General features: G+C 70.2%; 23 protein-coding genes. 14 read left to right on the top strand and 9 right to left on the bottom strand.

Annotation, left to right across the window (positions count from 1 at the left end; all coding sequences use genetic code 11):
* Positions 1-76 precede the first annotated feature (76 nt).
* The 4 genes from OG985_RS31435 to OG985_RS31420 all read left to right on the top strand — a co-directional run bounded on the left by OG985_RS31435 (position 77) and on the right by OG985_RS31420 (position 4,036).
* Positions 77-982 (top strand): NADP-dependent oxidoreductase, encoded by a 906-nt coding sequence (locus OG985_RS31435; protein ID WP_371671718.1) that lies wholly within the window; start codon positions 77-79, stop codon positions 980-982.
* A 64-nt stretch (positions 983-1,046) separates the two neighbouring features.
* Positions 1,047-2,108 (top strand): alkene reductase, encoded by a 1,062-nt coding sequence (locus OG985_RS31430; protein WP_371671717.1) that lies wholly within the window; start codon positions 1,047-1,049, stop codon positions 2,106-2,108.
* An 11-nt stretch (positions 2,109-2,119) separates the two neighbouring features.
* Entirely contained in the window at positions 2,120-2,599 is a 480-nt protein-coding gene (locus OG985_RS31425; RefSeq protein ID WP_371671716.1) for a MarR family winged helix-turn-helix transcriptional regulator, read from the top strand.
* 525 nt (positions 2,600-3,124) lie between these two features.
* Positions 3,125-4,036, top strand: coding sequence for an SDR family oxidoreductase (locus OG985_RS31420; protein ID WP_371671715.1), 912 nt, complete (start codon positions 3,125-3,127; stop codon positions 4,034-4,036).
* A 264-nt stretch (positions 4,037-4,300) separates the two neighbouring features.
* Here the strand turns inward: OG985_RS31420 and OG985_RS31415 are convergent, their stop codons facing one another.
* Entirely contained in the window at positions 4,301-4,879 is a 579-nt protein-coding gene (locus OG985_RS31415) for a TetR/AcrR family transcriptional regulator (protein WP_371671714.1), read from the bottom strand.
* 498 nt (positions 4,880-5,377) lie between these two features.
* On the opposite strand from OG985_RS31415, the gene OG985_RS31410 reads away from it, so the two are divergent.
* The 7 genes from OG985_RS31410 (at position 5,378) to OG985_RS31380 (ending at position 12,628) form a co-directional block, all read left to right on the top strand.
* Positions 5,378-6,388 (top strand): alpha/beta fold hydrolase, encoded by a 1,011-nt coding sequence (locus tag OG985_RS31410; protein WP_371671713.1) that lies wholly within the window; start codon positions 5,378-5,380, stop codon positions 6,386-6,388.
* Positions 6,389-6,718: 330 nt separating this feature from the next.
* Entirely contained in the window at positions 6,719-7,534 is an 816-nt protein-coding gene (locus OG985_RS31405; RefSeq protein ID WP_371671712.1) for an oxidoreductase, read from the top strand.
* A 51-nt stretch (positions 7,535-7,585) separates the two neighbouring features.
* Positions 7,586-8,437, top strand: coding sequence for an alpha/beta fold hydrolase (locus OG985_RS31400; RefSeq protein WP_371671711.1), 852 nt, complete (start codon positions 7,586-7,588; stop codon positions 8,435-8,437).
* A 75-nt stretch (positions 8,438-8,512) separates the two neighbouring features.
* Positions 8,513-9,679: a low temperature requirement protein A gene (locus OG985_RS31395; RefSeq protein ID WP_371671710.1), complete on the top strand. Its 1,167-nt coding sequence runs from the start codon at positions 8,513-8,515 to the stop codon at positions 9,677-9,679.
* A gap of 320 nt (positions 9,680-9,999) precedes the next feature.
* Positions 10,000-10,659: a response regulator gene (locus tag OG985_RS31390; RefSeq protein WP_371671709.1), complete on the top strand. Its 660-nt coding sequence runs from the start codon at positions 10,000-10,002 to the stop codon at positions 10,657-10,659.
* Positions 10,660-10,894: 235 nt separating this feature from the next.
* The gene (locus tag OG985_RS31385; RefSeq protein ID WP_371671708.1) at positions 10,895-11,728 is read left to right on the top strand and encodes an enoyl-CoA hydratase/isomerase family protein; all 834 of its coding nucleotides are present in this window, start codon (positions 10,895-10,897) and stop codon (positions 11,726-11,728) included.
* A gap of 201 nt (positions 11,729-11,929) precedes the next feature.
* Positions 11,930-12,628 carry an SDR family oxidoreductase gene (locus tag OG985_RS31380; protein WP_371671707.1) on the top strand — a complete coding sequence of 233 codons (699 nt, stop codon included), beginning with the start codon at positions 11,930-11,932 and terminating at the stop codon, positions 12,626-12,628.
* A 230-nt stretch (positions 12,629-12,858) separates the two neighbouring features.
* On the opposite strand, the gene OG985_RS31375 is transcribed toward OG985_RS31380, so the two are convergent.
* From OG985_RS31375 to OG985_RS31360, 4 genes are all read right to left on the bottom strand, one after another.
* The gene (locus tag OG985_RS31375; RefSeq protein ID WP_371671706.1) at positions 12,859-13,944 is read right to left on the bottom strand and encodes an FUSC family protein; all 1,086 of its coding nucleotides are present in this window, start codon (positions 13,942-13,944) and stop codon (positions 12,859-12,861) included.
* Between the two features lie 824 nt (positions 13,945-14,768).
* Positions 14,769-15,107, bottom strand: coding sequence for an XRE family transcriptional regulator (locus OG985_RS31370; protein ID WP_371671705.1), 339 nt, complete (start codon positions 15,105-15,107; stop codon positions 14,769-14,771).
* Positions 15,104-15,517: a type II toxin-antitoxin system RelE/ParE family toxin gene (locus tag OG985_RS31365; protein WP_371671704.1), complete on the bottom strand. Its 414-nt coding sequence runs from the start codon at positions 15,515-15,517 to the stop codon at positions 15,104-15,106. The genes OG985_RS31370 and OG985_RS31365 overlap by 4 nt, the downstream gene beginning before the upstream one ends.
* Before the next feature lie 76 nt (positions 15,518-15,593).
* Positions 15,594-16,379, bottom strand: a complete 786-nt coding sequence (locus OG985_RS31360; protein ID WP_280910014.1) for an AraC family transcriptional regulator — start codon at positions 16,377-16,379, stop codon at positions 15,594-15,596.
* Positions 16,380-16,587: 208 nt separating this feature from the next.
* Here OG985_RS31360 and OG985_RS31355 point away from each other — a divergent pair, with 208 nt between their 5' ends.
* Together OG985_RS31355 and OG985_RS31350 are read left to right on the top strand one after the other, a co-directional pair.
* Entirely contained in the window at positions 16,588-17,466 is an 879-nt protein-coding gene (locus tag OG985_RS31355) for an NmrA/HSCARG family protein (protein ID WP_371671703.1), read from the top strand.
* A gap of 96 nt (positions 17,467-17,562) precedes the next feature.
* On the top strand, positions 17,563-18,462 hold the full coding sequence (locus OG985_RS31350) for an NADP-dependent oxidoreductase (RefSeq protein WP_371671702.1): 900 nt from the start codon (positions 17,563-17,565) through the stop codon (positions 18,460-18,462).
* 1 nt (position 18,463) lies between these two features.
* Here the strand turns inward: OG985_RS31350 and OG985_RS31345 are convergent, their stop codons facing one another.
* Both OG985_RS31345 and OG985_RS31340 read right to left on the bottom strand, forming a co-directional pair.
* Positions 18,464-18,817, bottom strand: a complete 354-nt coding sequence (locus tag OG985_RS31345; protein WP_371671701.1) for a hypothetical protein — start codon at positions 18,815-18,817, stop codon at positions 18,464-18,466.
* 835 nt (positions 18,818-19,652) lie between these two features.
* Positions 19,653-20,549: an AraC family transcriptional regulator N-terminal domain-containing protein gene (locus tag OG985_RS31340; RefSeq protein ID WP_371671700.1), complete on the bottom strand. Its 897-nt coding sequence runs from the start codon at positions 20,547-20,549 to the stop codon at positions 19,653-19,655.
* Positions 20,550-20,636: 87 nt separating this feature from the next.
* Between OG985_RS31340 and OG985_RS31335 the strand changes: the two genes are divergently transcribed.
* On the top strand, positions 20,637-21,647 hold the full coding sequence (locus OG985_RS31335) for an aldo/keto reductase (protein WP_371671699.1): 1,011 nt from the start codon (positions 20,637-20,639) through the stop codon (positions 21,645-21,647).
* 12 nt (positions 21,648-21,659) lie between these two features.
* Here OG985_RS31335 and OG985_RS31330 read toward each other — a convergent pair whose 3' ends face one another.
* Positions 21,660-22,310: a response regulator gene (locus tag OG985_RS31330; RefSeq protein ID WP_371671698.1), complete on the bottom strand. Its 651-nt coding sequence runs from the start codon at positions 22,308-22,310 to the stop codon at positions 21,660-21,662.
* A complete protein-coding gene (locus OG985_RS31325; protein WP_371674550.1) occupies positions 22,307-23,461 on the bottom strand; it encodes a sensor histidine kinase in 1,155 nt (384 codons plus the stop codon). Before OG985_RS31325 ends, OG985_RS31330 begins: the two co-directional genes overlap by 4 nt.
* Positions 23,462-23,481: the final 20 nt, after the last annotated feature.

Raw genomic sequence — 23,481 nt, 5'->3', positions numbered from 1 at the left:
GGCTAGCCACATGTTTGCTGTTACGTTGGTTATGTGTCTAGCCACCTAAATGGGCGGTGACACGAGAGGAGTCGTCATGAAAGCCATCCTGTTCGACCGTTTCGGAGGCACGGACGTGCTGCACGAGGCGGACATCGAGGTCCCGCAGCCCGGCCCCGGGCAGGTCCGCGTCCACGTGAAGGCGGCCGGACTGAACGCGTTGGACGGCAAGATCCGCTCCGGGGCCCTGGAGGCCATGTTCCCCACGCCGCTCCCCGCCGTCCCCGGTGCCGAGCTCGCCGGCGTGGTGGACGCCCTGGGTGAGGGCGTGCAGAACGTGAAGGTGGGTGACGAGGTGCTGGGCTGGTCGGACACCGGCTCGTACGCCCAGTACGCGCTGGCCACCACCGTGGCTCCCAAGCCCGCCGGCCTCGACTGGCAGCACGCGGTCGCGCTGCCGGTGGCGGGCGAGACGGCCGAGCGGGTCCTGAACCTGCTGGGCGTCGCCGCCGGGGAGACCGTACTGATGCACGGCGCGGCCGGAGCGGTCGGCACCCTGGCGGTCCAACTCGCCACGGCCCGCGGAGCGCGTGTCATCGGCACCGCCGGACCCGGCAACCAGGAATACCTCGCCTCGCTCGGCGCCACCGCGACCGTTTACGGCGAGGGCCTGGTCGAGCGGGTCCAGGCGCTCGCCCCCGAGGGCGTGGACGCGGTGTTCGACCTGGCCGGGAAGGGAGCCCTGGAGGACTCCATCACCCTGCGCGGCGGCACCGAGCGCATCGTCACCATCGCCGACTTCCGCGCGCAGCAGCTCGGCATCACCTTCGCCAGCGGTGGCCAGGAACGCTCGGCCGCCCGCCTGGCCGCCCTGGCCCAGGACGCCGCGACCGGCCAGGTCGTCACCACCGTCACCGCCTACCCGCTCGCCCAGGCCGCCACGGCCCAGCAGGTCAGCGACGCCGGGCATGTCCGGGGCAAGCTCGTCCTCACCCTCGACTGATCACGCCCGCCTCTCCCTCTTGTTCCGATCACCACCTGACCCTCACCGCATCGAAGGACCACTCATGCTGAACGCCCTCTGGACACCGACCACCGTCGGCGACATCTCCCTCCCGCACCGCCTGGTCATGGCCCCCATGACCCGTGACCGCTCCACGCCTGAAGGCGTTCCGACCGAGCTGAACGCCGAGTACTACGCCCAGCGGGCCTCGCACGCGCTCATCATCACCGAGGGAACCCAGCCCTCCACCGACGGCCAGGGCTACCTCCTCACCCCCGGCATCCACAATGACGAACAGATCGCCGGGTGGCGCAAGGTCACCGACGCCGTGCACGCGGCCGACGGCCGGATAGTCATCCAGCTGATGCACACCGGACGTATCGCCCACCCCGACAACACCCCCCACGGGCGGCGGCCGGTCGCTCCTTCGGCGATCCGGCCGCAGGGCGTGATGTTCACGGCGTCCGGGCCCCAGGAGATGCCGACACCCCGCGCTCTGTCGACGCAGGAGGTCGCGGCGACCGTCGAGGACTTCCGCCGTGCCGCGGCGGCCGCCGTCGCGGCAGGCGCCGACGGCGTGGAGATCCACGGTGCCAACGGCTACCTGGTGCACCAGTTCCTGTCGGACAGCACCAACCAGCGCAGCGACCGCTACGGCGGGTCCGTCGACAACCGCATCCGCTTCGCCGTCGAGGTGGCCGCTGCCGTGGCCGACGAGATCGGCGCCGACCGCACCGGCCTGCGCATCTCCCCCGGCAACCCCTACAACGACATCGCCGAGTCCGACACCGCCGAGCTGTATCCGGCGCTCCTGCGCGCCCTCAGTCCGCTCGGCCTCGCCTACCTCCACGTGTTGCACGCGGGCGACGAGGAGCTGCTGGGCACACTGCGCGCGCTGTGGCCGACCACGCTGATCCTCAACCGGGCCGGCACCGACCTGCCCACCCGCGCCAAGGACGTCGACCACGGCACGGCCGACCTCGTCTCCGTCGGCGCCCTCGCGCTCGCCAACCCGGACCTGGTCGAGCGGCTACGCTCTGACGCGCCGCTGAACACCCCCGACCCGGCGACCTTCTACGGCGGCGGAGTGGCCGGCTACACGGACTACCCCACCCACACCGTCTGAGGAACCGCATCATGCCCGCCCCCATACCCCGCACCCCCAGCACGGCCAGCGAGGGGCCGATGAGCTACGCGATCTTCCAGCTCGCCCGCGCTCACCGCGCCCGCGCCGCCGCCATGCTCCGCGAGATGGACCTGCATCCCGGACAGGAACTGCTGCTGATGCAACTCCTCGACCGGGACGGCCAAACCCAGTCCGAACTGCTCGAAAGCGTCGGCCTGGACCACTCCACCGTCTCCAAGTCCCTGCGCCGCATGCAGGACGCCGGCCTGCTCAACCGCGAGCCGGCCGAACACGACCGGCGCGTCATGGTCGTCCACCTCACCGACAAGGGCCGTGCCATGCGCGAGCCCCTGGCAGCCATGTGGCGGGCCCTGGAGGAGACCTCCGCGCGGGACCTGTCGGCGCAGCAGGCAGAGTCCTTCGTCCGTATCGCCTACGCCATCACCGACGCGATCAACAGCCGTGACGTCGCGGCGGAAGAGTCCGAGTAACTCCCCTCGGCCCGCACCCGGTTCCGGCCTGGAGCGCGAATCGTTTCCGGCGTTCCCGCGAAGTGGACAGTGCCGCACCGCACTCGGCCCATGAAGGCCCGTGCTGTACGGAGCCAGGCTCCCCGACTGCCGGAAGAAGCCCCGGCGAGCCGAGCCGGCGGATGCGGCGGAACCCGCCCGTTCACTCCCGTACGCCGGGGAGAACCGGGGTGAACGGGCCTCGGTGTGAGGGGCAAGCGCGAGCTGTCCCGGTGGAGGCAGGACGGAACTCATTCGGGGCCAGGGCGACACCCGAAGGGCCTGCGAGCTCTTCCCCGTCGCCGGCCGGCCCGCATGGAGGTCGGCCGCATCACCCGCGTCCGGGCCGCCCTCGACCCCCGCGAGCTCGTGCGGGCCGCCGGTGACCCGCGCCGCGGATCCGCCCACCACAGGCCAGCCCCCTGAGCGCCCCGGGCCGACCACCATTACCCCGCCCGCCCCCCAATTCCCCCCACCACCACTGACCTGATGGAAAGTGAGACCCCCATGACCACCGCCACCCTCCCCGTCCTCGTCGTCGGCGCGACCGGCTCCCTCGGCGGCAAGGTCGTCGACGAACTGCTCAAGCGCGGCAAGAACGTCCGCGCCCTGGTCCGGCCGACCACCGACGCGAGCAGGCTCGAAAACCGGGGTGTCGAGATCGCCCGCGGCGACATGCTCGACCTCGACTCGCTCGTCGCCGCCATGAACGGCGCCGATGCCGTCATCACCACCGCTGCCGGCTACACCCGCGGCGGCAAGAACGCGCACGACATCGACACCGTCGGCAACGCCAACCTCGCCGAGGCCGCCCATCGCACCGGCATCCGGCGGTTCGTCCTGACCAGCATCCTCACCAGCGATCAGACGCCCCAGGTCCCGCACTTCTGGCACAAGAAACTCGCCGAGGACAAGCTCGAACAGCTCGGCGTCCCGTTCGTCGCACTGCGGCCGGGGGCCTTCCTCCACCAGATCGCGACCATGGCGGGCAACCCGATCGACAAGGGCCGCCTGACGTGGATCGGCAAGACCACCGTCCCGCTGACCTTCGTCCACACCTCCGACCTCGCGGCGTACCTGGCGGCCGCCGTCGACGCCGAGGCAGACAACGGTGAGCGCATCGACATCGGCTGGGACCGTCCGGTCAGCATGCGCGAGATGGCCGACCTGATGGGCAACCGGGCCGGAAAGAAGATCAAGGTACGGGCCGTCCCCTCCGTCGTCGCCCGCGCCGCAGGAGCCGTCGCCGGCCGCTTCATGCCCCTGGTCAAGGACATGGCCGCGATGTTCAGCTGGTTCGACAGCGGCCGTTACTTCGCCGACCCCCGCCGCCAGGAACAGCTGTTCGGCCCCGCCCCCACCGCCGAGGACGCCCTCGGCCGGTACACCGACGAGCTGGGCACGGCGCAGCACCGGTGACCGGCCCGCATGCCGGTCCGGCCGCCCGGGCGGGGCCCGACCGATGAGTGGGAGGAACCGCTCTGACAGATCGCCGTACATTCCTGCCGCAGATCGCCGTACATTCCTGCCGCATCCGGAATGGGACCCGCCGGGCCGACTCCAGCCGGGCTTCACCTGAACTGGCAAGACCACGGCGCCTGCTGCGGTGGCAGCGGTTCCTGACGGCCAGGAGTTTGCGTCCCCCATGCGTCCCCAACTCCGTCGCACAGGAGAAGGCGCGGCTCAGCCGCGTGGTCCTGCGCCGTGCAGGAGTGTGTCGATGACGAGTGCGGCCAGCGTGTCCGGGTCCTGCGCGGCCGGATCCTGGTCGGCGCCCGGCCTGTCGAGGGCTTCGCTCAGGAGGGCGTAGTACACCTGCCGCGTCCAGTCCAGATCCGCGTCCGGGGCGAGGAGTCCCTCGTTCTGCGCTCGTGTCAGGAGTTCGACGGTGTAAGTGTCGATCTCTTCCCAGATGGCGGCTGCGGCGCTGGTATGGGGCGTGGCGTGACTGAGGGTGAAGCGCCAGGTGTTCTTGACCCGCAGGACATTCGCAGTCACCCGGTACAGGGCCACGAGCGCGGGAGCGGACTCGGGCCGGGCTTCCCCGATGGCGTCGAGGAGCTGCTGCTTCGCGGAGACGGCGAGCGCCTCGAGCAGCGCCTGCCGGTTCGCGAACCGGCGGTGCACCGTGATCCTGGTCAGCCCCGCGGCCTCGGCGATCTGCTCCATGGAGGCGCCGGCGTCGTCGGCGAGGACCCGCTCGGCCGCCTCCAAAATCGCACGCACACTGCGCTCGGCATCTGCCCGCAGCGGTCGGCCCATAGCGGTCTCCCTGTCTCGTTCGTTTTTCGTCCCCCATAGAGGATACGTGAACGCTACGGGTATCCCGATAAATGATTCCCCTCTGCCGCGAATGCACCTCGATCTGATACATCGATGATACGTATTGGAGGTTGCGCCGCGCCGCCCGACTCGCCCTGGCGGATGACACGGTCGGGCGCCCGGGATGACTCCCGACGACATTGTCGATCCCTAGCTTCAGCACATGTCGATCATGCGGGAGTTTCTTCGCCACCCCGGCTCACCGGCGTCGCCGCTCCCAGCTCCCCCACCCTCGCGCAGTCCGTGACCTCCGGTCGCATCCAAGCGGGAGGTCGCCGGACCCATTGGGGCCTTCACCTGCGTACGGGGGCGGGCCCGGTTCGACGAAGTCGCCTGGTCAGGAACAGCCCCACTCCCGTGCGCCCGCAGAGCATCCGCGGAGCGCACGGCAGGTTCAACGCGCCGGGGGACACCTCCGGCCCGACTCAAGGAATTGGCATGCCCTCAATCAATCGAGGCACCCGTATCTCCCGGCGGACCGCCATGGCGCTGGCCGGCATGTCGGTCGTCGCGGCTGTCGCCGCCACGACACCGAGCATGGCCAATGCCGTGAGCGGCGGCTCCGGGGGCACTCGACACTCGGCCACCCAGACGCAGAACGCGGAGAGCGCCAGCACCGCCCCCAACCTGCGCGTCAAGGCCGCCAACGGCGTCACCTACCAGTACCGCCGCTTCGGCCATCCCAGCGCCGGCAGCGTGCCGCTGGTCTTCTTCCAGCACTTCCGCGGCACTCTCGACAGCTGGGACCCCAAGCTCATCGACACCATCGCCGCCAAGCGCGAGGTCGTCCTCGTGGACAACGTCGGCGTCGGCGGTTCCACCGGCACCACCGCCAGTACCGTCCAGCAGATGGCCCTGGACGCCATCGAGTTCATCGACGCCCTCAAGCTGCCCCGCTACGACGTGCTCGGCTTCTCCCTCGGCGGCGAGGTCGCCCAGGAGGTCGCCCTGCGCCGCCCGTGGCAGGTCCGCCGCGTCGTCCTGGCCGCCACCGGCCCGCAGGGCGGAGTGGACCAGCGCGCATCCGACCCCGACATCTTGCAAAGGACCCTGAAGGACCACCCCGGCCCCGAGGACTACCTCTTCCTCTTCTTCAAGAACACCGCCTCCAGCCAGGCCGCGGGAGGCGCGTTCCTCCAGCGCCTCGGGCGCCGCACCACCGACCCCGACGCCCCCTCCAGCCTCGCCACCCGCGACCGCCAGCTCACCGCGTGGTCCGAGTGGGGCATCCCCGACAAGTCCAAGCTGGTGCGCCTGAACGCCCTCTTCCAGCCCACCCTGGTCGCCGACGGCGAGAGCGACATCCTCATGCCCGCCAAGAACTCCCACTTGTTGGCCAGGTACCTCCCCAACGCACAACTGCACATCTACCCGGACGCCGGCCACGGCTTCCTCTACCAGTACGCCGTCACGTTCGGCACCGAGGTGAACACCTTCCTCGACCGCTGACAGCACCTCACCCCGAGACGGTCGCCCGCGCCGACAGGAGCGGTGACTGGGGACCGGTCTCATGCCCGATGCCCCGCCGGAACCGAGCCTGGCGGGGTATCGCCGCGCAACGGGCCACTGACCTGGCGTGACTCTCCGTAAGAGATACGTGGGCGATACGGATACTTTTTTAACTGATGCTCTGGCGTTACTTTTGACTTAGAAGTTGATACATTAGTGAAACCGATTGGGGATGGCGGCGGCGGACCTCGGTATGACCGGCGTCCACGTCCGGCACCGCGACCCCCACACCCCCGTAAGACGAAGCAGTCCATGAGTCAGGAGCCCACAATGGCGACAACACGTCCGGTAGCCCTCGTGACGGGTGCGTCCTCCGGCATCGGGAAGGCGGCGGCCCTCGCGCTGGTGGCGGCGGGCTACGAGATGGCCGGCACCAGCCGCGACACCGCGCACGTCACCCCGTTGAAGGGCGTGACCTTCCTCGACCTCGACGTGACCAGCGACGCTTCGGTGACCGCCGCGGTCGGCGAGGTGATCGACCGGTTCGGGCGGATCGACGTCCTGGTCAACAACGCCGGCATCGGCTCGGCCGGCGCCGCCGAGGAGTCCTCCGCCGCCCAGGCCCAGCACCTGTTCGACATCAACGTCTTCGGCGTCATCCGCATGACGAACGCCGTCCTGCCGCACATGCGTGCCCGGCGCAGCGGACGGATCGTCAACATCTCGTCCATCGTCGGGTTCATGCCGCAGCCCTACATGGCGGTCTACGCCGCCTCCAAGCACGCCGTCGAGGGCTACTCGGAGTCGGTCGACCACGAGCTCCGCGAGTACGGCGTGCGGTCCCTGCTCGTCGAACCCGCCTGGACCAACACCGCGTTCGACGCGGCCAGCGTGCGGTCCGACCGGCCTCTGGACGTGTACGCCAAGCAGCGGCAGGTCTTCGAGGAGTACATGGCCGGTGCGGTCAAGGACGGCGACGACCCCGCCGTCGTCGCCAAGGAGATCGTGGCCGCGGCGACCGACGCCAAGCCGAAGCTGCGCTACACCGCCGGTGCCATGACCGGGCGAGTCCGCACCATGCGCCGCATCGTCCCCACCCGCATGTTCGACCAGCAGCTGCGCAAGCTCAACCGCCTGCCGGCCTGACCGCCCCCACCAGCCCTCCGAGACGGCGACAAGAGAGCGGAGAAGCCCGCCATGAGCACCTATCTGGCAGACGCGGCAGAGGACCTCACTGTGGAAGGCCCCTCCGCGACGTTCACCTACCGGCGTGTCGGCGCGCGGGGCGGCGTCCCCCTGGTCCTGCTGAACCGGGTCCGGGGAACCCTCGACTGGTGGGACCCGGAGTTCCTGGACCACCTCGCCGTCGCCCACGACGTGATCGTGTTCGACAACGTCGGCACCGGATACACCACCGGCGCCCCGCGCGACTCCGTCGAGGGACTCGCCGACGGCACCGTCGAGTTCGTCGAGGCCCTCGGCCTCACGCAGGTCGACCTGCTCGGCTGGACGCTGGGCGGCACCGTCGCCCAGCACATCGCCCGCACCCGGCCCGGCCTGGTCCGCAAGCTGGTCGTGGCGGCCGCCAACCCCGGCGGGACGGTGCCCGGCGCTCCCGACCCGGACCCCAAGGTGCGGGCCACCATGACCAAGCCCGAGGTCACCGGGGACGACCTGGTGTTCCTGTTCTTCCCCGAGACGGACACCGGACGCGCCGCCGGGTACGCACACCTCGCCAGGGTGGCCACCCGGCTGGCCACCGGGCGCCCCGACGTGTCCGAGGCGGCGGCCACGGGCCAGATCGCCGCGATCGCGAAGGACGCGCGGATTCCCTTCGAGCAGGTGCGGGCGGATCTGGCGGCCATCAAGCAGCCCGTCCTGTACGCCACCGGCATGCAGGACGCGATGATCCCCGCGCTGGCCTCCTACACCGCCGTCCGGCACCTCACCGACGCCACCCTCGTCGCCTACAGCGACGCCGGGCACGCCTTCCTCTTCCAGCACGCCAAGGACTTCGCCGCCCAGGTGACGGCCTTCCTCTCCGACTGACCTTGCCGACCGACCGCTCACCCGAACGCCGCAGCCACGGCAGTCCGCGCGCCTGCCCGACCGAGGAGATACATCGTGCAGTCGACCGGCGTCCCGGCGGGCCGGGAGGTGACGCCGCTGGAGCTGTTCTTCGACCTGGTCTACGTCTTCGCGATCGGCCGGCTCTCGCATCAGCTGCTGGTGCATCCGACGTGGACGGGCGCGGCCCAGACGCTCGTGCTCTACCTCGCGGTCTACGCGGCGTGGGCGTACACCACATGGGCGGTCACCCTCGTCCCGGCCGAGGATCCGCGGACCCGGCGGATGCTGCTGACGGTGATGCTCCTGGGTCTGCTCATGAACGCCGCGATTCCCCGCGCCTTCGGCGACGCCGGGTGGGTCTTCGTCGTCACCTTCCTGCTGATTCACCTCGGCCGGACGGTGTGGCTGCTCGGGGTGGGCCTCGACCGGCGTGAACAGGAGCACTGGCGCCGCGTCCTGGTCTGGTTCGCCGGTGCCGCCCCCTTCTGGCTGACCGGGGCGGCGGCCGACGGCGGCGCGCGGCTGGCGTGGTGGGCCGCGGCGACCCTGATCGAGTTGGCGGGCACCTGGACGGCGCATCCCCTGCCCGGCCGCAGGCTGGACTCCCGCCAGATCGGCTTCGCGGGCGGACACCTGCTGGAGCGCGGCCGCCTGTTCATGATCATCGCGTTCGGCGAGGCCGTCATGACCACCGGCACGGCGCTCACCACAGCGCCGTACGAGCCCATGACGCTGCTGACCAGCGGCGTGGCGCTCATCGGCACCATCGCGTTGTTCTGGCTGTTCTTCAGCCGCTCCGAGCACATCGTGCGCCACTACAAGCAGACCGAGGACCCCATACGGGCGGGGCGCAGCGGCGTCTACAGCCTCATGGCCTCCGTCGCCGGAATGATCGCCACCGCCGCGGGCGACGAACGCGTCATCGCCCACCCGGCCCACCACGCCGGCATCACCACGAACCTGCTGCTGTTCGGCGGGCCGGTCCTCTACATCGGCGCGCAGACGTGGCACGGCAGGACCCTGTTCGACGACCTGCCCACGGCGCGGCTGATCGCGCTGTCCGCTCTGATCGTCGGATGCGCGGTCACGCCGGCGGCCCCGGCGTACCTGGCGGCGGTCGTCGCGGCGGCGTTCGTCGTCGCACTGGCCGCGTTCGAAGACCGCCGCCCCTCCGCAGATGCCCCCGCGGAGCCGATCTCCTCAGACCACCCACGTCCCTGACCTGCCTACGGCACTACCGCGGCCCGGCCCGCGATCTCTGCCCGGAACAACGGCAGGCCGTACAACGGCAGACCCTGCGACGACACCCCGTACAACGGTGGGCCGTTCGGGTGAGACCCGCATACGCCTTCCCGATCCGCCGCATACGCCATGTCCGTCCATCACCCAGGAGCTCTCCATGGCCTTCTCCACCAGCGACATCCACGCCACCGGTGCCGACCGACGCCCGGGGCCAGGACCTCACTGCCCGGTACCTCGGCTGCGGCGCGGCGTCCGCGCCGGTGCCGGCACCCCGACCGGCTCTGCGAAGGAGGGACGCCGTGGCGGAGGCCGGTGTGTTGATCTGTGAGGACCAGGAGTTGATGCGGGTCGGCCTGCGCATGGTGGTGGACAGCCAGGCGGACCTCACGGTCGTCGGCGAAGCCGGGGACGGCGAGGCGGCCGTGGCGCAGGCACTCGCGCTGTGTCCGGACCTCGTCCTCCTGGCCGTGCGACTGCCGGGCCTCGACGGCATCGCGGCCACCGCACAAGTGCGCGCCGCACTGCCCCGGACACGGGTGCTGGTCCTCACCGCCTGCGACCGCGACGAGTACGCCTACGCGGCCCTGCGCGCCGGGGCGAGTGGCTTCCTGGTCAAGGACACGCCGGCCGCCGAGATGCTCGTAGCCATCCGCGGCGTCCTACGCGGCGACACGATGATCGCCCCCTCGGTGACCCGGCGGCTGATCGACCGCTATGTCACGGGCGCCGTCGCTCCCCTCACCGACAAACGCCTCGACGTACTGACCGACCGCGAGCGTGAGGTACTGGCCCTGGTCGCCCGCGGGCTGAACAACACGGAGATCGCCGAGAAGTTGTTCCTCGGCGAGACCACGGTCAAGACCCATGTGGCCCGCGTCCTCACCAAACTCCACGTCCGCGACCGGATAGAGGCCGTCGTCATGGCCTACGAAAGCGGACTGGTCCGCCCTGGCGGATGACACGGTCGGTCGCCCGGGACGACTCCCGACGACGTCATCGATCTCTAGCTTCTGGACATGTCGATCATGCGCGAATTCCTCCGCAGCCCCCGACTCACCGGTGCCATTGCGCTCGGTCCCCCACCTTCGGCCAAGCCATGACCGCCCATCCGGTCCGGGGCCGACATCCTCACCGGTTGACGAACGCCGACCGGAACCAGCCCCGCACACATCCCTCTCAGCACTGGAGCACAGCATGGCCCAGCACAGTCAGTTCAGGATCGAGACCGTGGCGCCGAAAATCCGCAAGGTCACCTTCTCGAATCCGCCCGTGAACGTCGTCGGCGCGGACTCCGTCACCCAACTGCTCGGGATCGTCGAAGAGTTGAGCCGGGACGAGCAGGTTCAGGTCGTCGTCTTCGACAGCGGCACCCCCGGATACTTCTACAACCACGCCGATCTCGCCCAGGCGCCCGAACTCCTTGCGCTGAGCGCCCCGGACGGGACCCCGACGTGGGTCGAGCTCGTCACCCGCCTGACCAGCGCACCCTTCATCAGCATCGCCTCCGTCCGCGGGCGCACGCGGGGCGGAGGGGACGAGATCGCCCTGGCCTTCGACCTGCGATACGCCAGCCGTGAGGAGGCGGTCTTCTGCCAGCCCGAGGTCGCGATCGGCATCGTCCCCGGCGGTGGCGGCAGCGACCGTCTGGCCCGGCTGCTGGGGCGGGACCGCGCACTCGAAGCGATCCTCACCAGCCAGGACTACGACGCCGAGCGCGCCGAACAGTACGGATGGGTGACCCGGGCCGTCCCCGACGCCGAACTCGACGCCTTCGTCGACGGTGTCGCGGCGCGCATCGCGTCCTTCGACAAGGCGTCCGTCCTGGGCGCCAAGGCACAGATCAACCGGTCGACCCTGCCGCCGGTGGCCGACCTGCGCGCGTCCTGGGCGGAGTTCGCGGAGTCCGTCACCTGGCCGGGATTCCAGGCGCGCGTGCCGCGGCTCGGCAAGCTCATCGCCGAGATCGGCGTCGAGGAGATCGAGCGGAACCTGGGCGCCTACCTCGGCATCGCCAACCAGCAGGCATAGCCACAGCCCGCTCACGAAGACGCCGCGCATTGTGCAGCGGCGGGCCGGTGCCACGCAGATGACAACGCGTCACCCGTCCTCGCCCGCGGCGCACCTCCGACGAGTGCGTCCCGGACCCGCATTCCCCCCACATCCTCGCGAAACGAGGAAGGACCTCGGATCAGCGATCCCTTCCCCCACTCAAAGCAACAGGGACTTCTCATGGACCTCTCCACCAGCACCGTTCTCGTCACCGGAGCCAACCGCGGTCTCGGCCGCGCCCTCGCCGCAGAGCTGCTCGGCCGCGGCGCCACCGTCTACGCCGGTGCCCGCAACCCCGACCAGGTGGACCTGCCGGGCGTCAGGCCGATCGCGCTCGACATCACCGACCCCGCCTCCGTGGCGGCCGCCGCCAATGCCACCGGTGACGTCACCGTCCTGATCAACAACGCCGGCACAGCCACCGGCACCGACCTGCTCACCGGCGACCTGGACGACATCCGCCGGGACATGGACACCAACTTCTTCGGCACCCTCTCGGTGGTCCGGGCCTTCACACCGCAGATCGCGGCGGGCGGCGGTGGTGCCGTCCTGAACATCCTGTCCGCCCTGTCCTGGTTCAGCTTCCCGGAGGCCGGCGCCTACTGCGCCGCCAAGTCCGCGCAGTGGTCGCTCACCAACGCCCTGCGCCTCCAGCTCGCCGACCGGGGAATCCGGGTGGCCGGCCTGCACGTCGCCTACATGGACACCGACATGACGAGCACGGTCACCGCGCCCAAGACCGCCCCCGCCGACGTCGCCCGCCTCGCCGCCGACGGCATCGCCGAGGGCGCCTACGAGATCGTCGTGGACGACATCAGCCGCCAGGTGCAGGCCGGGCTGGCCGGAGGCGTCACCGCCCTGTACCCGCAGCTGCCCTGACCACAGGCGAGGGGCATGCCGAGCAGCTCATCGAACAGACCGGGCCGTTTCTGTTCGGGCAGTCTCCGCCCAACCCGCACCAGGCCCTCACGCCCCGGTGCCGACCCGATCGAGTTCCTCGAAGATGCGGCCGACCTCGGTCAGCAGTCCCGCACGGACGCCGCGGGCGGCGGTGCCGGCGCCGGCGCTCAGGGGTGTGCGGCGGGCGCCGGCCGGGTGGACGCCGATGGTCAGGCTGGTTGTGGCGGGGCTTTGGTGGTGTGCTTGGCGAGCAGGCCGGCAAGCAGCATGACGAGCAGAGCGATCCCCACGCCGCACACCGTCCACAGCACCCGGTAGCCCTCGGCGGCATAGTCGGACGGCTGCGGAAGGTCCACCAGGATGAGCGTTCCCATGGCGATGGCCGCGGAGTACAGGGCGTAGTTCCAGAATTGAATCGCCACCCCGTGCATGAACAGGACGAACGCGACCACTTCGAGTCCGCGCTCGACCGCGAAAAGCCTGAGTCCGTGTTCACTGGTGGGCACCAGCAGCAGCAGCGCAGCCGCGGCGGCGCCGATCAGTGCGCCGACAAGGCGTTGCACGGATACGAGCGTGGCCTGCTCCAGACTCGGCTTCATGGCGATCATGGCCGCGATCGTCAGCCAGGTGCCGTGCGACAGGTTGAGTCCGAACGCGAGCGCGACGGTGCCGGCCATGACCAGAGCGCGGATCACCGCGAACATGATCAGCGGCTGGGTCAGCTTCCGCCGCGAGGTGTCACCGGGGAACTCCGCGACCGGCTGAGGTCGGTCCTGGCGCCCGTGGATCAGCCACCCGACGCACGTCATCACGATCCACAGCGCCGCCCCTCCGGTCCAGGCGAGCACCTGAGCCCAGGTGTAACTGGGGATGCGGGCGTGATGATGAAGGCTGAACGCGAGCCCAAGGGCGACGATGAACCAAAGGTTCAGAAGCACCGCGGCAATGAACCTGTGCACCCCGAACGCGACCGTCAGGCCGGCCACCAGCGTGACCGCGAAGGTCGCAAGCACCAGCCAGCCCCAGGCTTCTCCCCCGATGCCGAACCCCAGCGCGGTCAATCCTGCGCCGATCAGCGCAAAGACGGCGATGTGCGACGCGCGGTGCCCGTAGCCGCCTCCCGGGTCGGCCAGCCAAGCGAACAGCAGGCCGAACAATGCGCTGACAAGATACTGCTCATGCCCGATCGCCCTGAACACGATCAGCGGCACCAGCGCGATGTCCAGGAACAGCACCCCTCGCGGCCAGTTGAGCCCCACGGGGTTGAGCTCGAACACCTTCGACAGCCAGCTCATGACCCTCCCTCTGTGAACGGGCTGTCCTTCTCGTCCGCTCGCACCAGCCATGGCCCGTCCTCGCTCGCCCTGGTCGCCAGGTTCACCGCTCCAATCCCGCATTCTCGGATTCCACCGAGATCACCGTGAAGCGACCCGCAGGTCCCGGTCAAAGAGGCCGCGTCCGCCAGTCGTACGGCGGAGCGGAACCATCACTCTGCGAGCATCTTCCGCGCCAGGCCCAAGGGCCAGGACCAAAGAGCCGTCTACCTGGGCCCGGCTGCCCGCTCAACTCAAGGCCTGTGGTCGGCACGCAGGCCGCCCACCCTCCTGGCCGACATCGAGGACCGGCCGGCGCGGAAACCACAGCCCGTCCACACGGCGGGCCGGCTACCGGGCAGGTAGCGGAGGCGGTGCAGAGCCGGCGCGTCTGGTGCGTCGGCGCACTGATGACAGACCCATGCCCCTACAGCGCGCGAACGGGAAACCGATCAACCCCCAGGGCCCGTCGGCACAGGCACCTCAACGCCGCCCCGGTCCCTGCTTGGTCCCTCGACCTTTCTTCCCGGCGTCAGGCAGCACGCCCCCGGAAGCCGGTGACAACCGTGACCGACCAATCCACCGCAGGTCAGAAGGGGTCGGGGGCCTTGCGAGCGACGCGGCGTGCGAACGGTTCCAACGACGCGCGCAGCGGATTTTCTCCGTTGAGCGAAAGTTGACGCCCCGACACCCAAAACGATCTCCACCCCTTGATCCCGGGGCGGAGCATCGTTTCCGATGTCAAGAGGCGAGCATGCTCCCGGGACTGCGCGTGAACCTGGGTCACAGCTTGCCGATCGGTCGGGTCAGCCGAGGACGTAGGTCTCATCGCCGAAGTCAGCGACGATCTTCAGCTTGCCGCCGAGCGCCTTGACGTAGGCAGCGAGGGTGTCGACCTCGCTGCGCTCCAGTTGCCCCTTCTCGATGCGTGAGACGCGAGCCTGGGTGACACCCATGGCTTCGGCAACCTGGACCTGTGTGGTGTGCTGCCGCTTCCGCAACTCGGCGAGGCGGTGCACACGGGAGGCCAGGACCATCGCCTGAGCCCCCTCCTGAATCTGGTCCTTTTCGGCATCGGTGAAGGCGAAGTCCTCGGCCAGGTCTCCCCAGGAGACGGCCTGCGGGTCCTTGAGGTGATCAGTCATCGTGCCCCGTCCTCTCCATCGATTCGCTTCAGATGCTCCGCGTATGCCTGCTCCGCCTGGGGCACCGCGACGCGGTACCAGCCGGACCAGTTGCCCGCCTTGTCACCGCCGACCAGGATCACGGCCTGGCGGTCCGGGTCGAACACGAACAGCAACCGCACTTCCGTGGCTCCTGCCGAGCCGGGGCTGGTGACGCCCACCCCCAGGCCAACGCCGCGCCGACTGAGCGCACCCATGTACTGCGAGACCAGGTCCCGCACCTGGGCGTAGGTCAGTCGCCGGTCGCCCGCGACGAACGCCTCCGACGAGCTGTGCCGCGTCAGCGACTGGACGATGAGGTCGCTCAGCGTCGCACCGGCCGAGGCCGCCGATGCCGGCGAGGAGCTCTGGGTGATGGCGGAGGGAGTCACCCTTCCAGCGTGGGCTCCCACACCATTGGGCTGCCACCGATGTTCCGCCAGGCACTACGGCTACCCCGCCAACCTCTCACCCATGGGAGCTGCGGGAGGACCGAGCCGACGAGCGATAGCCCCCCGGTGTCTGACCGACCAGCTCGGTGAAGGCGTCGATGAAGCTGCTGGGGTTCGACCAGCCCAGCCGGATCGCCGTGTCGGTGACCGAGGCGCCGTCGCTGAGCTCGATCAGCGCCCGTTGAATGCGCAGCAGGGTGCGCCACTGACGGAAGCTCATCGACAGCTCGCTGCCGAACAGTCGGCTCAGGGTGCGTTCGCTGGCGCCCGTGCGGTGGCCCAGCTCGGCCAGGGTCGCCGGGCTTGCCGGGTCCATGTGAAGCAGGTCGGTGACCGCCTTGAGACGCCGGTCGATCGGCTCCGGGAGGCGCAGCGGCTCCTGTGCGGCGCGGGCGAGCTCGGCGAGTACGACGTCGATCAGCAGCCGCGCACGGGGGCTCTCCAGCGGCTCGCCCTCGCTCATCAGCGCCAGATAGGCCTCGCGCAGCAACGCGCTCGCCACGAAGACCGACGGCTCGGCCGGCAGCTGTCCGGTCAGCGTCACGGGCAGCGACAGCACCCGGATGTCCGTCTCGCCGTACGCCTTGCTGCTGTGCACCGCGAAGGGCGGCACCCACATGATCCGACTGGCCGGCGCCACCCAGGTGCCCACCTGGGTCGCTGTGACCAGGGCCCCACGCGCGGCGTAGCGGAGCTGGCCGTAGTCGTGGAAGTGCGCGGCCACGTCGGCGCCATGGGCCAGCGGCGCCGACAACGGCGCATCGTCGGTGCAGAAGCTCGGCTCGCCGCTGGGGTCGGACACGCGATCGAGGCTACCCGGCACTGGCGGGTTATCGGGAGAACCTGGCGCGATACCGGTGGTGAGCCTGGCCCCGCAGACCGCACCGTAGAGACATGTCACAAAAGATCAAGGTCGAGGACGCCGCGCCCGCGTCGTCCTCCCCCCACCGCCGAGGTCAACACCGGACTCGTGCTCACCTCGCTCACGCCCTGAGTGAAGGGTGGCAGCGATGAGCACACAGACGACCGGCACGATCGCAGTCTTCGGCGCGACGGGGCAACAGGGCGGGGCGGTGGTCGACGCGCTGCTGGACCACAAGGCCACGGTGCGGGCCCTGGTCCGCAACCCGCAATCCGACCGGGCTCAGGCGCTGGCCGCCCGCGGCGTCGAGCTGGCGGCCATCCGGACCGACGACCCGGCGTCGCTGGCCGCCGCGCTGACGGCGGTCGAGGCGTTCTACTTCATGACCCCGGAAGCGAACAACCTCGAAGAGGTCGAGACGGAGATCCGCATCGGCACCGCGCTCGTCGACGCGGCGGTCGCGGCACGCGTCCCGCACGTCGTGTTCAACTCGGTCTTCGGTGCGGACCGGGAGCGGGGTGTGCCGCACCATGACTCGAAGCACTCGATCGAGGAGCACCTGAGGAAGTCCGGCCTCAGGGCCGCGATGGTTCGCCCGACCCCCTTCATGGAGGAGATGGCACCGAGCCTGGAGCACGGAGAGATCGTGCTGAGGCTGCCGCTGCCGGAGGACGTCGCCCTGAAGATGATCTCGGTCAGGGACGTCGGCCGGGTCGCCGCCGCGCTCCTGCTCGACACCGCGGAGGCACCCGGCGGAGCCGTCGAGCTCGTCGGCGACGAGCTGACGGGCCCTCAGATCGCCACGGCGTTCGGCGCGCGCGCCGGGCTCCCGGCACGTTACGAGGCCCTCCCGTTGAGCGTGCTTCCCAGCGACCTCGACAGGGCGATGTTCCGCCAGTTCGCGAAGGCGGCGGAACACCCGTCGGATCTTGCGGTGGTGCGGGCGATCGAGCCGGCCACCCTCGACCTGGCCGAGTGGATCCGATCCACCGGCTGGACCGCGCCCACAAACGTGGCTGGTTCCTGAGCCTCCGAGCCGGAACTAGTCGAAGTGCCGGTGCGGCCGCCACCGGTCCCGGCCAAGTTGATCTTTCACCTAGAGCGACGAGCCCTGGAGCAGGACATGAAGGCGATCACCTACACCGAGTTCGGCGGCCCGGAAGTCCTCCGCCTCGAAGAGGTCGACGAGCCGCACGCCGGACCCGGGCAGGTGCGGCTGAAGGTCGTGGCGGCAGGGGTCAACCCGCTCGACTCCAAGATCCGCAACGGGTGGAGGCTGCAAATCGCCCCGCCGTTCCCGGTGATCCCCGGCGTGGAGGCGGCCGGCGTCGTCGACGAGGTCGGCGAAGGCGTGACCGGCGTCGCGGTGGGTGACGAGGTCCTGGGCTGGACCGTCACCGGCGCATACGCCGAGCACGCGCTGGCCGTCGACTTCGGCCCGAAGCCCGCGGACCTCGACTGGGACCTCGCCGCGGCACTGCCCGTCGCCGTCGAGACATCGGTCCGCGTGCTCGACGCCCTCGGCGTCGGGGAAGGCGACACGCTCCTGCTGCACGGAGCCGCGGGTGTGGCCGGCGCCGTCGGTGTTCAGCTCGCGGTCACCCGCGGCGCCACGGTCATTGGCACCGCCTCCCCCGGCAACCACGACTACCTGCGCTCGCTGGGCGCAATCCCGGTCGCCTACGGCGCCGGCCTGGCCGACCGGGTCCGCGAGGCCGCATCGCAGGGCATCGACGCCGTGTACGACGCCGCGGGGGCAGGCGACCTGGAGGTGTCGATCGACCTGCGCGGCGGCACCGACCGGATCATCACCATCGCCGATCTGAAGGCCGCCGAGCTGGGCGTCACCTTCTCCGGCCCCGGCGCCCCGTTCGGTTCCCGCCTCGGCGAGTACGCCCGCCTCGCAGCCGACGGCAAGCTCACGGTGCGCATCGCGCAGAGCCTTCTGCTGGAGGACGCCGCGAAGGCGCAGGAGCTGAGCGCGAGCGGTCACGCCGCCGGGAAGCTCGTCCTGCGGCCGTAGCTCAGCGCCCGGCCGGCTGGGGAGGCACGACGGCAGCGCACCGGCCAGTCGCCACGGTCCTGGCGAACCCGGCCAGCTCGTCCGCCTCCACCGGTCCTGCCTGCCGCACGGCCTCGAACAGGACACGCCGCCCGCTGTAGTGCTCCTCCGCATGCGCGACCAACGCCGGTAGCAGCGGCTGGCGTTGCCTGACCCGGTCGGCGGTGCGTTCGTTGATCCGGCGCCGCCGCGCCCCGAACCCCCGCAGGTCCGCCGGCGGGATCGGACACGGCGCGGCCCAGCGCGGCCACCGCTGGGGTTCCTCCAATGCCCAGCTCTGGATGTCCATGTAGAACGCGCGGACCGGCAGCAGCATGCCGGTACCGCCGTCGACCCGTGGTTTGCCGTCCTTGCGCAGCCGGATGGCCTCGCGCCACTGGTCGTAGACTTCCTGCGGCAGGTTCAGGTCCTGCTGGCCGCGGATTACGAGTGGGCGGTTCGTGATTCTTTGAGGGGTTCTGGCGTCGCCTGATGGTGTGAGCTACCAGGGCAATGAGGGGCCGACGAGGACGGCGCCGGGGCCGCGTTCGAGGTCGTGATGATCGGCCTGCGCCACCAGCGCAGGTGGGGCGGGTGGGACTCGGACCCACGGCCGACGGATTATGAGTCCTTTGAGGATCTTGGCGTCCCCTGGTGTTTCTAAGCCGATCGGTAGCGTTTTTGCAGCTCAGAGGGGGTGGCCGGTGTCGGCACTCCCCTGCCTTTGTCAGTCTCTTCCCATCCTTGCGTCCCCAATGCGTCCCCAATGCGTCCCCAACTCCGTCGCACGGCAAAAACGGCACGGGGCTAACCGTTCGATCGCGCCAACTCGGAGGGGGATCTCGAATCTGCCCGCAGCGGATTCCCCTTCCCACCGGACTGGGCCAGATCGTCTCCACGGCTCGGGAGACGTCGACTGGTGCGTCCAGGACGGCCCCAATGAGTCGACGAACCATCCCGGATTCACTTATGAGCACTGGTCGGAGCCGTTCCTGTATGTGGCAAATCAGGCAGACGCCGTCACACCCATCTGGTGGCGGCTGGCGGTATCGCATCACCCGCCATGGCGTCGTGCAGTCACCCGGTGATGCGTCTGTCGGCTCAGCCGCGTGCCCTGTGCCGTGCAGGAGTGTGTCGATGACGAATGCGGCCGGCACGTCCGGGTCCCGGGCCTATGCCCGCCGTGTTGTGCCAGTGCGGCTGAGGGTGAGTCGGGTGCGTAGCCGGGCCGCGTCCTGGCCCGGCGGGAGGCCGTAGGTGCTGCGGTACTCGCGGTTGAACTGGGTGGCGCTCACGTATCCGACCGCGTGAGCGATCTGGGCCGCGGTGGCGTCGCCGGCGACCAGGCGCCGCCGCGCCTCCTGCAACCGTAGGTGTTTCTGGTACCTGAGCGGGCTCATGCCGGTGGCCGCTTTGAAGTGCCGGTGCAAGCTGGCGGGGCTCATGTGTGCCGCGGCGGCGATCGCGTCGATGCTGAGCGGCTCGGTGTAGTGCGCGCAGATCCATCGGGCCACCTCGCGTACCCGGGTCGTGGCCGAGTCTGTCGGCGACCACTGGCGCAGGACGGGGCCGAGGGAGCTGCGCAGCAGTCGGTAGAGGATCTCGCTCTCGATCCGGGTGGCGAGGGGGCGGATGTCTTCGGGGGTGTCGAGGAGCTGGACCCAGCGGGTGACCGCGTCGACGAGTTCCGGTGTCATCGGCGCGCTCACCTGCCCCCCGGCCGACAACGGGGCGCCCTGACCTGTTTCGTCCAGCTCGACGAGCATCTCGGTGAGCGCCTGGTCGTCGAACCGCATGACGGCGGACTGGTAGGGCACCTGCTCCAGCTCGATGGTGACGGGCAGGTCGATCGTGGTGAGGAGCATCTCGCCGGGTCGCGCCACCTGGCTCACTTCTCCGGCGGTGGCGCGTTTCGTGCCACTGGCGACGAAGCAGATCATCGGTTCGTACAGCAGGTCGGTGGGCTCGATGGGCTCTTCGACCGCGACCAGCAAAAGCCGGGGAACAGCGGTGTCCGAGCCCGGTCCCACGCAGTGACGGTCGATTGCCGCGGCGAGGCGGTCCAACACGACGCGCTCCTTCGCTGAGAGGATCAGGCAATCCTGTGCGAGCGACGCCCCATGCCCCCCGGGTGCCGTGTCCCTAGCGTTGAGGGCATGTCACAGCACACCACGAACCTTCCCCAGCGTACCCTCGGCGGCCAGGGCCTCAGGGCCGGGGCGATCGGGCTGGGCACGATGGGCATGACGATGGCCTACGGGGCTTCGGACGACCGGAGCAGTATCGCCACCATCAGCCGGGCCTACGAACTCGGGGTCACCCTCTTCGACACGGCAGAGCTGTACGGCCTGGGCAGCGGCAGCAACGAGCAGCTCCTCGGGCGCGCCGTGAAAACCTTCCGCGACGACATCCTGATCGCGACCAAGTTCGGTTTCGACCTCTCGGATCCGACCAGGTTCGGAGCCGCCCTGGACAGCCGCCCCGAGCGCATCCGCGAGGTCACCGAGAACAGCTTGCGCCACCTGGACACCGACCACATCGACGTGCTGTACCAGCACCGCGTCGACCCGGACGTCCCCATCGAGGACGTGGCGGGGACGGTCGGGGAGCTGATCGCCGAAGGCAAGGTCCGCTACTTCGGCCTGAGCGAGGCCGGCCCCGACACGATCCGCCGCGCCCACACCGTCCACCCGGTCTCGGTGCTCCAGACCGAGTACTCGGTGTTCGAGCGAGCCGTGGAGGCCGACGTCCTGCCGGTCGTACGGGAGCTGGGCATCGGCTTCGTTCCCTACTCTCCGCTGGGCCGCGGCTTCCTCACAGCCGCCGTCAAACCGTCCGACGAATACTCCGCCTACGACATGCGCAGCAAGGACGACCGCTGGCAGCCCGGCAACTACGAGAAGAACCTCGCCGCGGTCCGCGAGCTGACCGCACTGGCGCGGAGCAAGGGCATCGCGGTCACCCAGCTGGCGCTGGCCTGGCTGCTCGCACAGGGCGACGACATCGTTCCCATCCCGGGCACCCGCAGCTCGCAGCGTCTGGAAGAGAACGTGGCCGCCGCGCAGGTCACGCTCACATCCGAGGACCTCGCCCGCGTCCAGGAGATCCTGCCGCACGGATCGGCCGGCTCCCGCTACCCGGCGGCCATGATGCCGACCTGGCAGTAACAACAGCTCGGGTCAGGTGGCCAGGCCTGCGTCGCGGGCCACGAGGGCGGCTTGGACGCGGTTGGTGACCTCCAGCGCGGTCAGGATGCGGCTCACGTGGGCCTTGACGGTGCTCTCGCGCATGGCGAGACGGGCGGCGATGTCGGCGTTGGTGTCGCCCTGGGCGAGCAGGGCGAGTACGTCGCGTTCGCGGGGGGTGAGCCGCTCCAGCCGGGCCTGGGCCGCGGTGACCTGGGGTTGGTTGGTGGCGTGGTAGCGGTCGATGAGGCGGCGGGCCGCGGCGGGGTGGAGCATGGCCGAGCCGGCGGCCACCAGGTGGACGGCGCGCAGTATTTCGGCGGGGTCGGTGTCCTTGAGCAGGAACCCGTCGGCTCCTGCGGCGAGGGCGTCGTAGACGTATTCGTCGAGGTCGAAGGTGGTCAGGGTGATCACCTTCGGCGGGTGGGGCAGGGCTCGTAGGCGGGCGGTGGCGGCGATGCCGTCCATGCGGGGCATGCGCACGTCGACGAGGGCGACGTCGATGCGGTGGGCGGTGGCCTGCTCGATGGCCTTCAGGCCGTCGGCGGCCTGGGCCACCACCTCGATGTCCTGGTCGCCGTCGAGGAGGTCGGCGAGGCCGAGGCGGACCAGGGCATCGTCGTCGACGATCATGGCGCGGATCATGTGGAGGTGCCGTTCTGCTCGATGCCGAGGGGGTGGGGGATGCGGGCAGCCACGCGCCACGCGCCCGCGCCGGCCGGTCCGGCGTTCAGGTGGCCGCCGAGGGTGGTGACGCGTTCGCGCAGGCCGACGAGTCCGTAGCCGCTGCCGACGGTGTCCGTGCGGGGAGTGCCAGGAGGGTTGGTGACCTCGACGAGGGTGGCGGGCGGCCGGTAGTCGATGCGTACGGTCACCGGAGCGCCGTCGGCGTGCTTGCGGGCGTTGGTCAGTGCTTCCTGGACGACGCGGTGCACGGCCAGGCGGTGGGTGGTGGGAGCCTGTTCGGGAAGGCCGTCGGTGGTCAGCTCGACGCGTTGGCCGGCGGCGCGGGCCTCGTCCGCCAGTTCCCCTACGTCCCTCATCACCGGCGTGAGCGCGGCGCCGGCCGGCGGGGCGTCGGGGTCGCGCAGCACACCGAGAACGTCGCGGAGATCGGTGAGGGCTTCGACGGACGCCGTGCGCAGCAGACCGAGTCGTTCCGCGACCGGTGCGGGCAGCATGTCGCCCTTGGTGGCCAGCACGCCGGTGTGGAGCGCGATCAGGCTCAGGCGATGGGCCAGGACGTCGTGCATCTCGGCGGCGATACGGGACCGTTCCGCGATGCGGGCCGCTTCCTCGCGCAGCTGCGACTCGACGCGCAGGTGCTCGACGTCGGCTGCCAGTGCCCGGACCAGGCGGCGCCGGCCACCCAGCCACAGCCCGACGAGGACGGCCAGCACAGGGAGGAGCAGCGTGGACGCGTAGGACTGCGCCGTCCATAGGGAGGTGGCCCGGTAGCTGAGCAGGTTGGCGCCCAGGGCGGCGACGGCACATCCCACCGCCACCCGCGCCCGGCGATCCACGGCCAGGTCGAACAGGGCGACTGCCAGCAGCGGCAGCAATGGCCATCCCCACCATGCCGTGGCCACGGTGACCAGCAGCGGCGCGACCGGCCAGCGCAGTCGGGGCACGAGCAGGGCCACTGCGCACACCAGCGCCGCGGTGATGACGGGGGCCAGGTGGCGCCCGTCGAACGAGATGTCGTTCGACGCGGCGGCCAGTACGCACAACGCCACGAGTGCGCCTCGCCCGTAGACCGCCCATCTGCGGCCTTCTCTGCTGCTCACCTGGCCCATGCTAGGCAGACCGGTGCGCT

The sequence above is a fragment of the Streptomyces sp. NBC_00289 genome, assembly GCF_041435115.1.
Taxonomy (GTDB): domain Bacteria; phylum Actinomycetota; class Actinomycetes; order Streptomycetales; family Streptomycetaceae; genus Streptomyces.
This window is presented reverse-complemented; position numbering and strand designations above follow the sequence as displayed.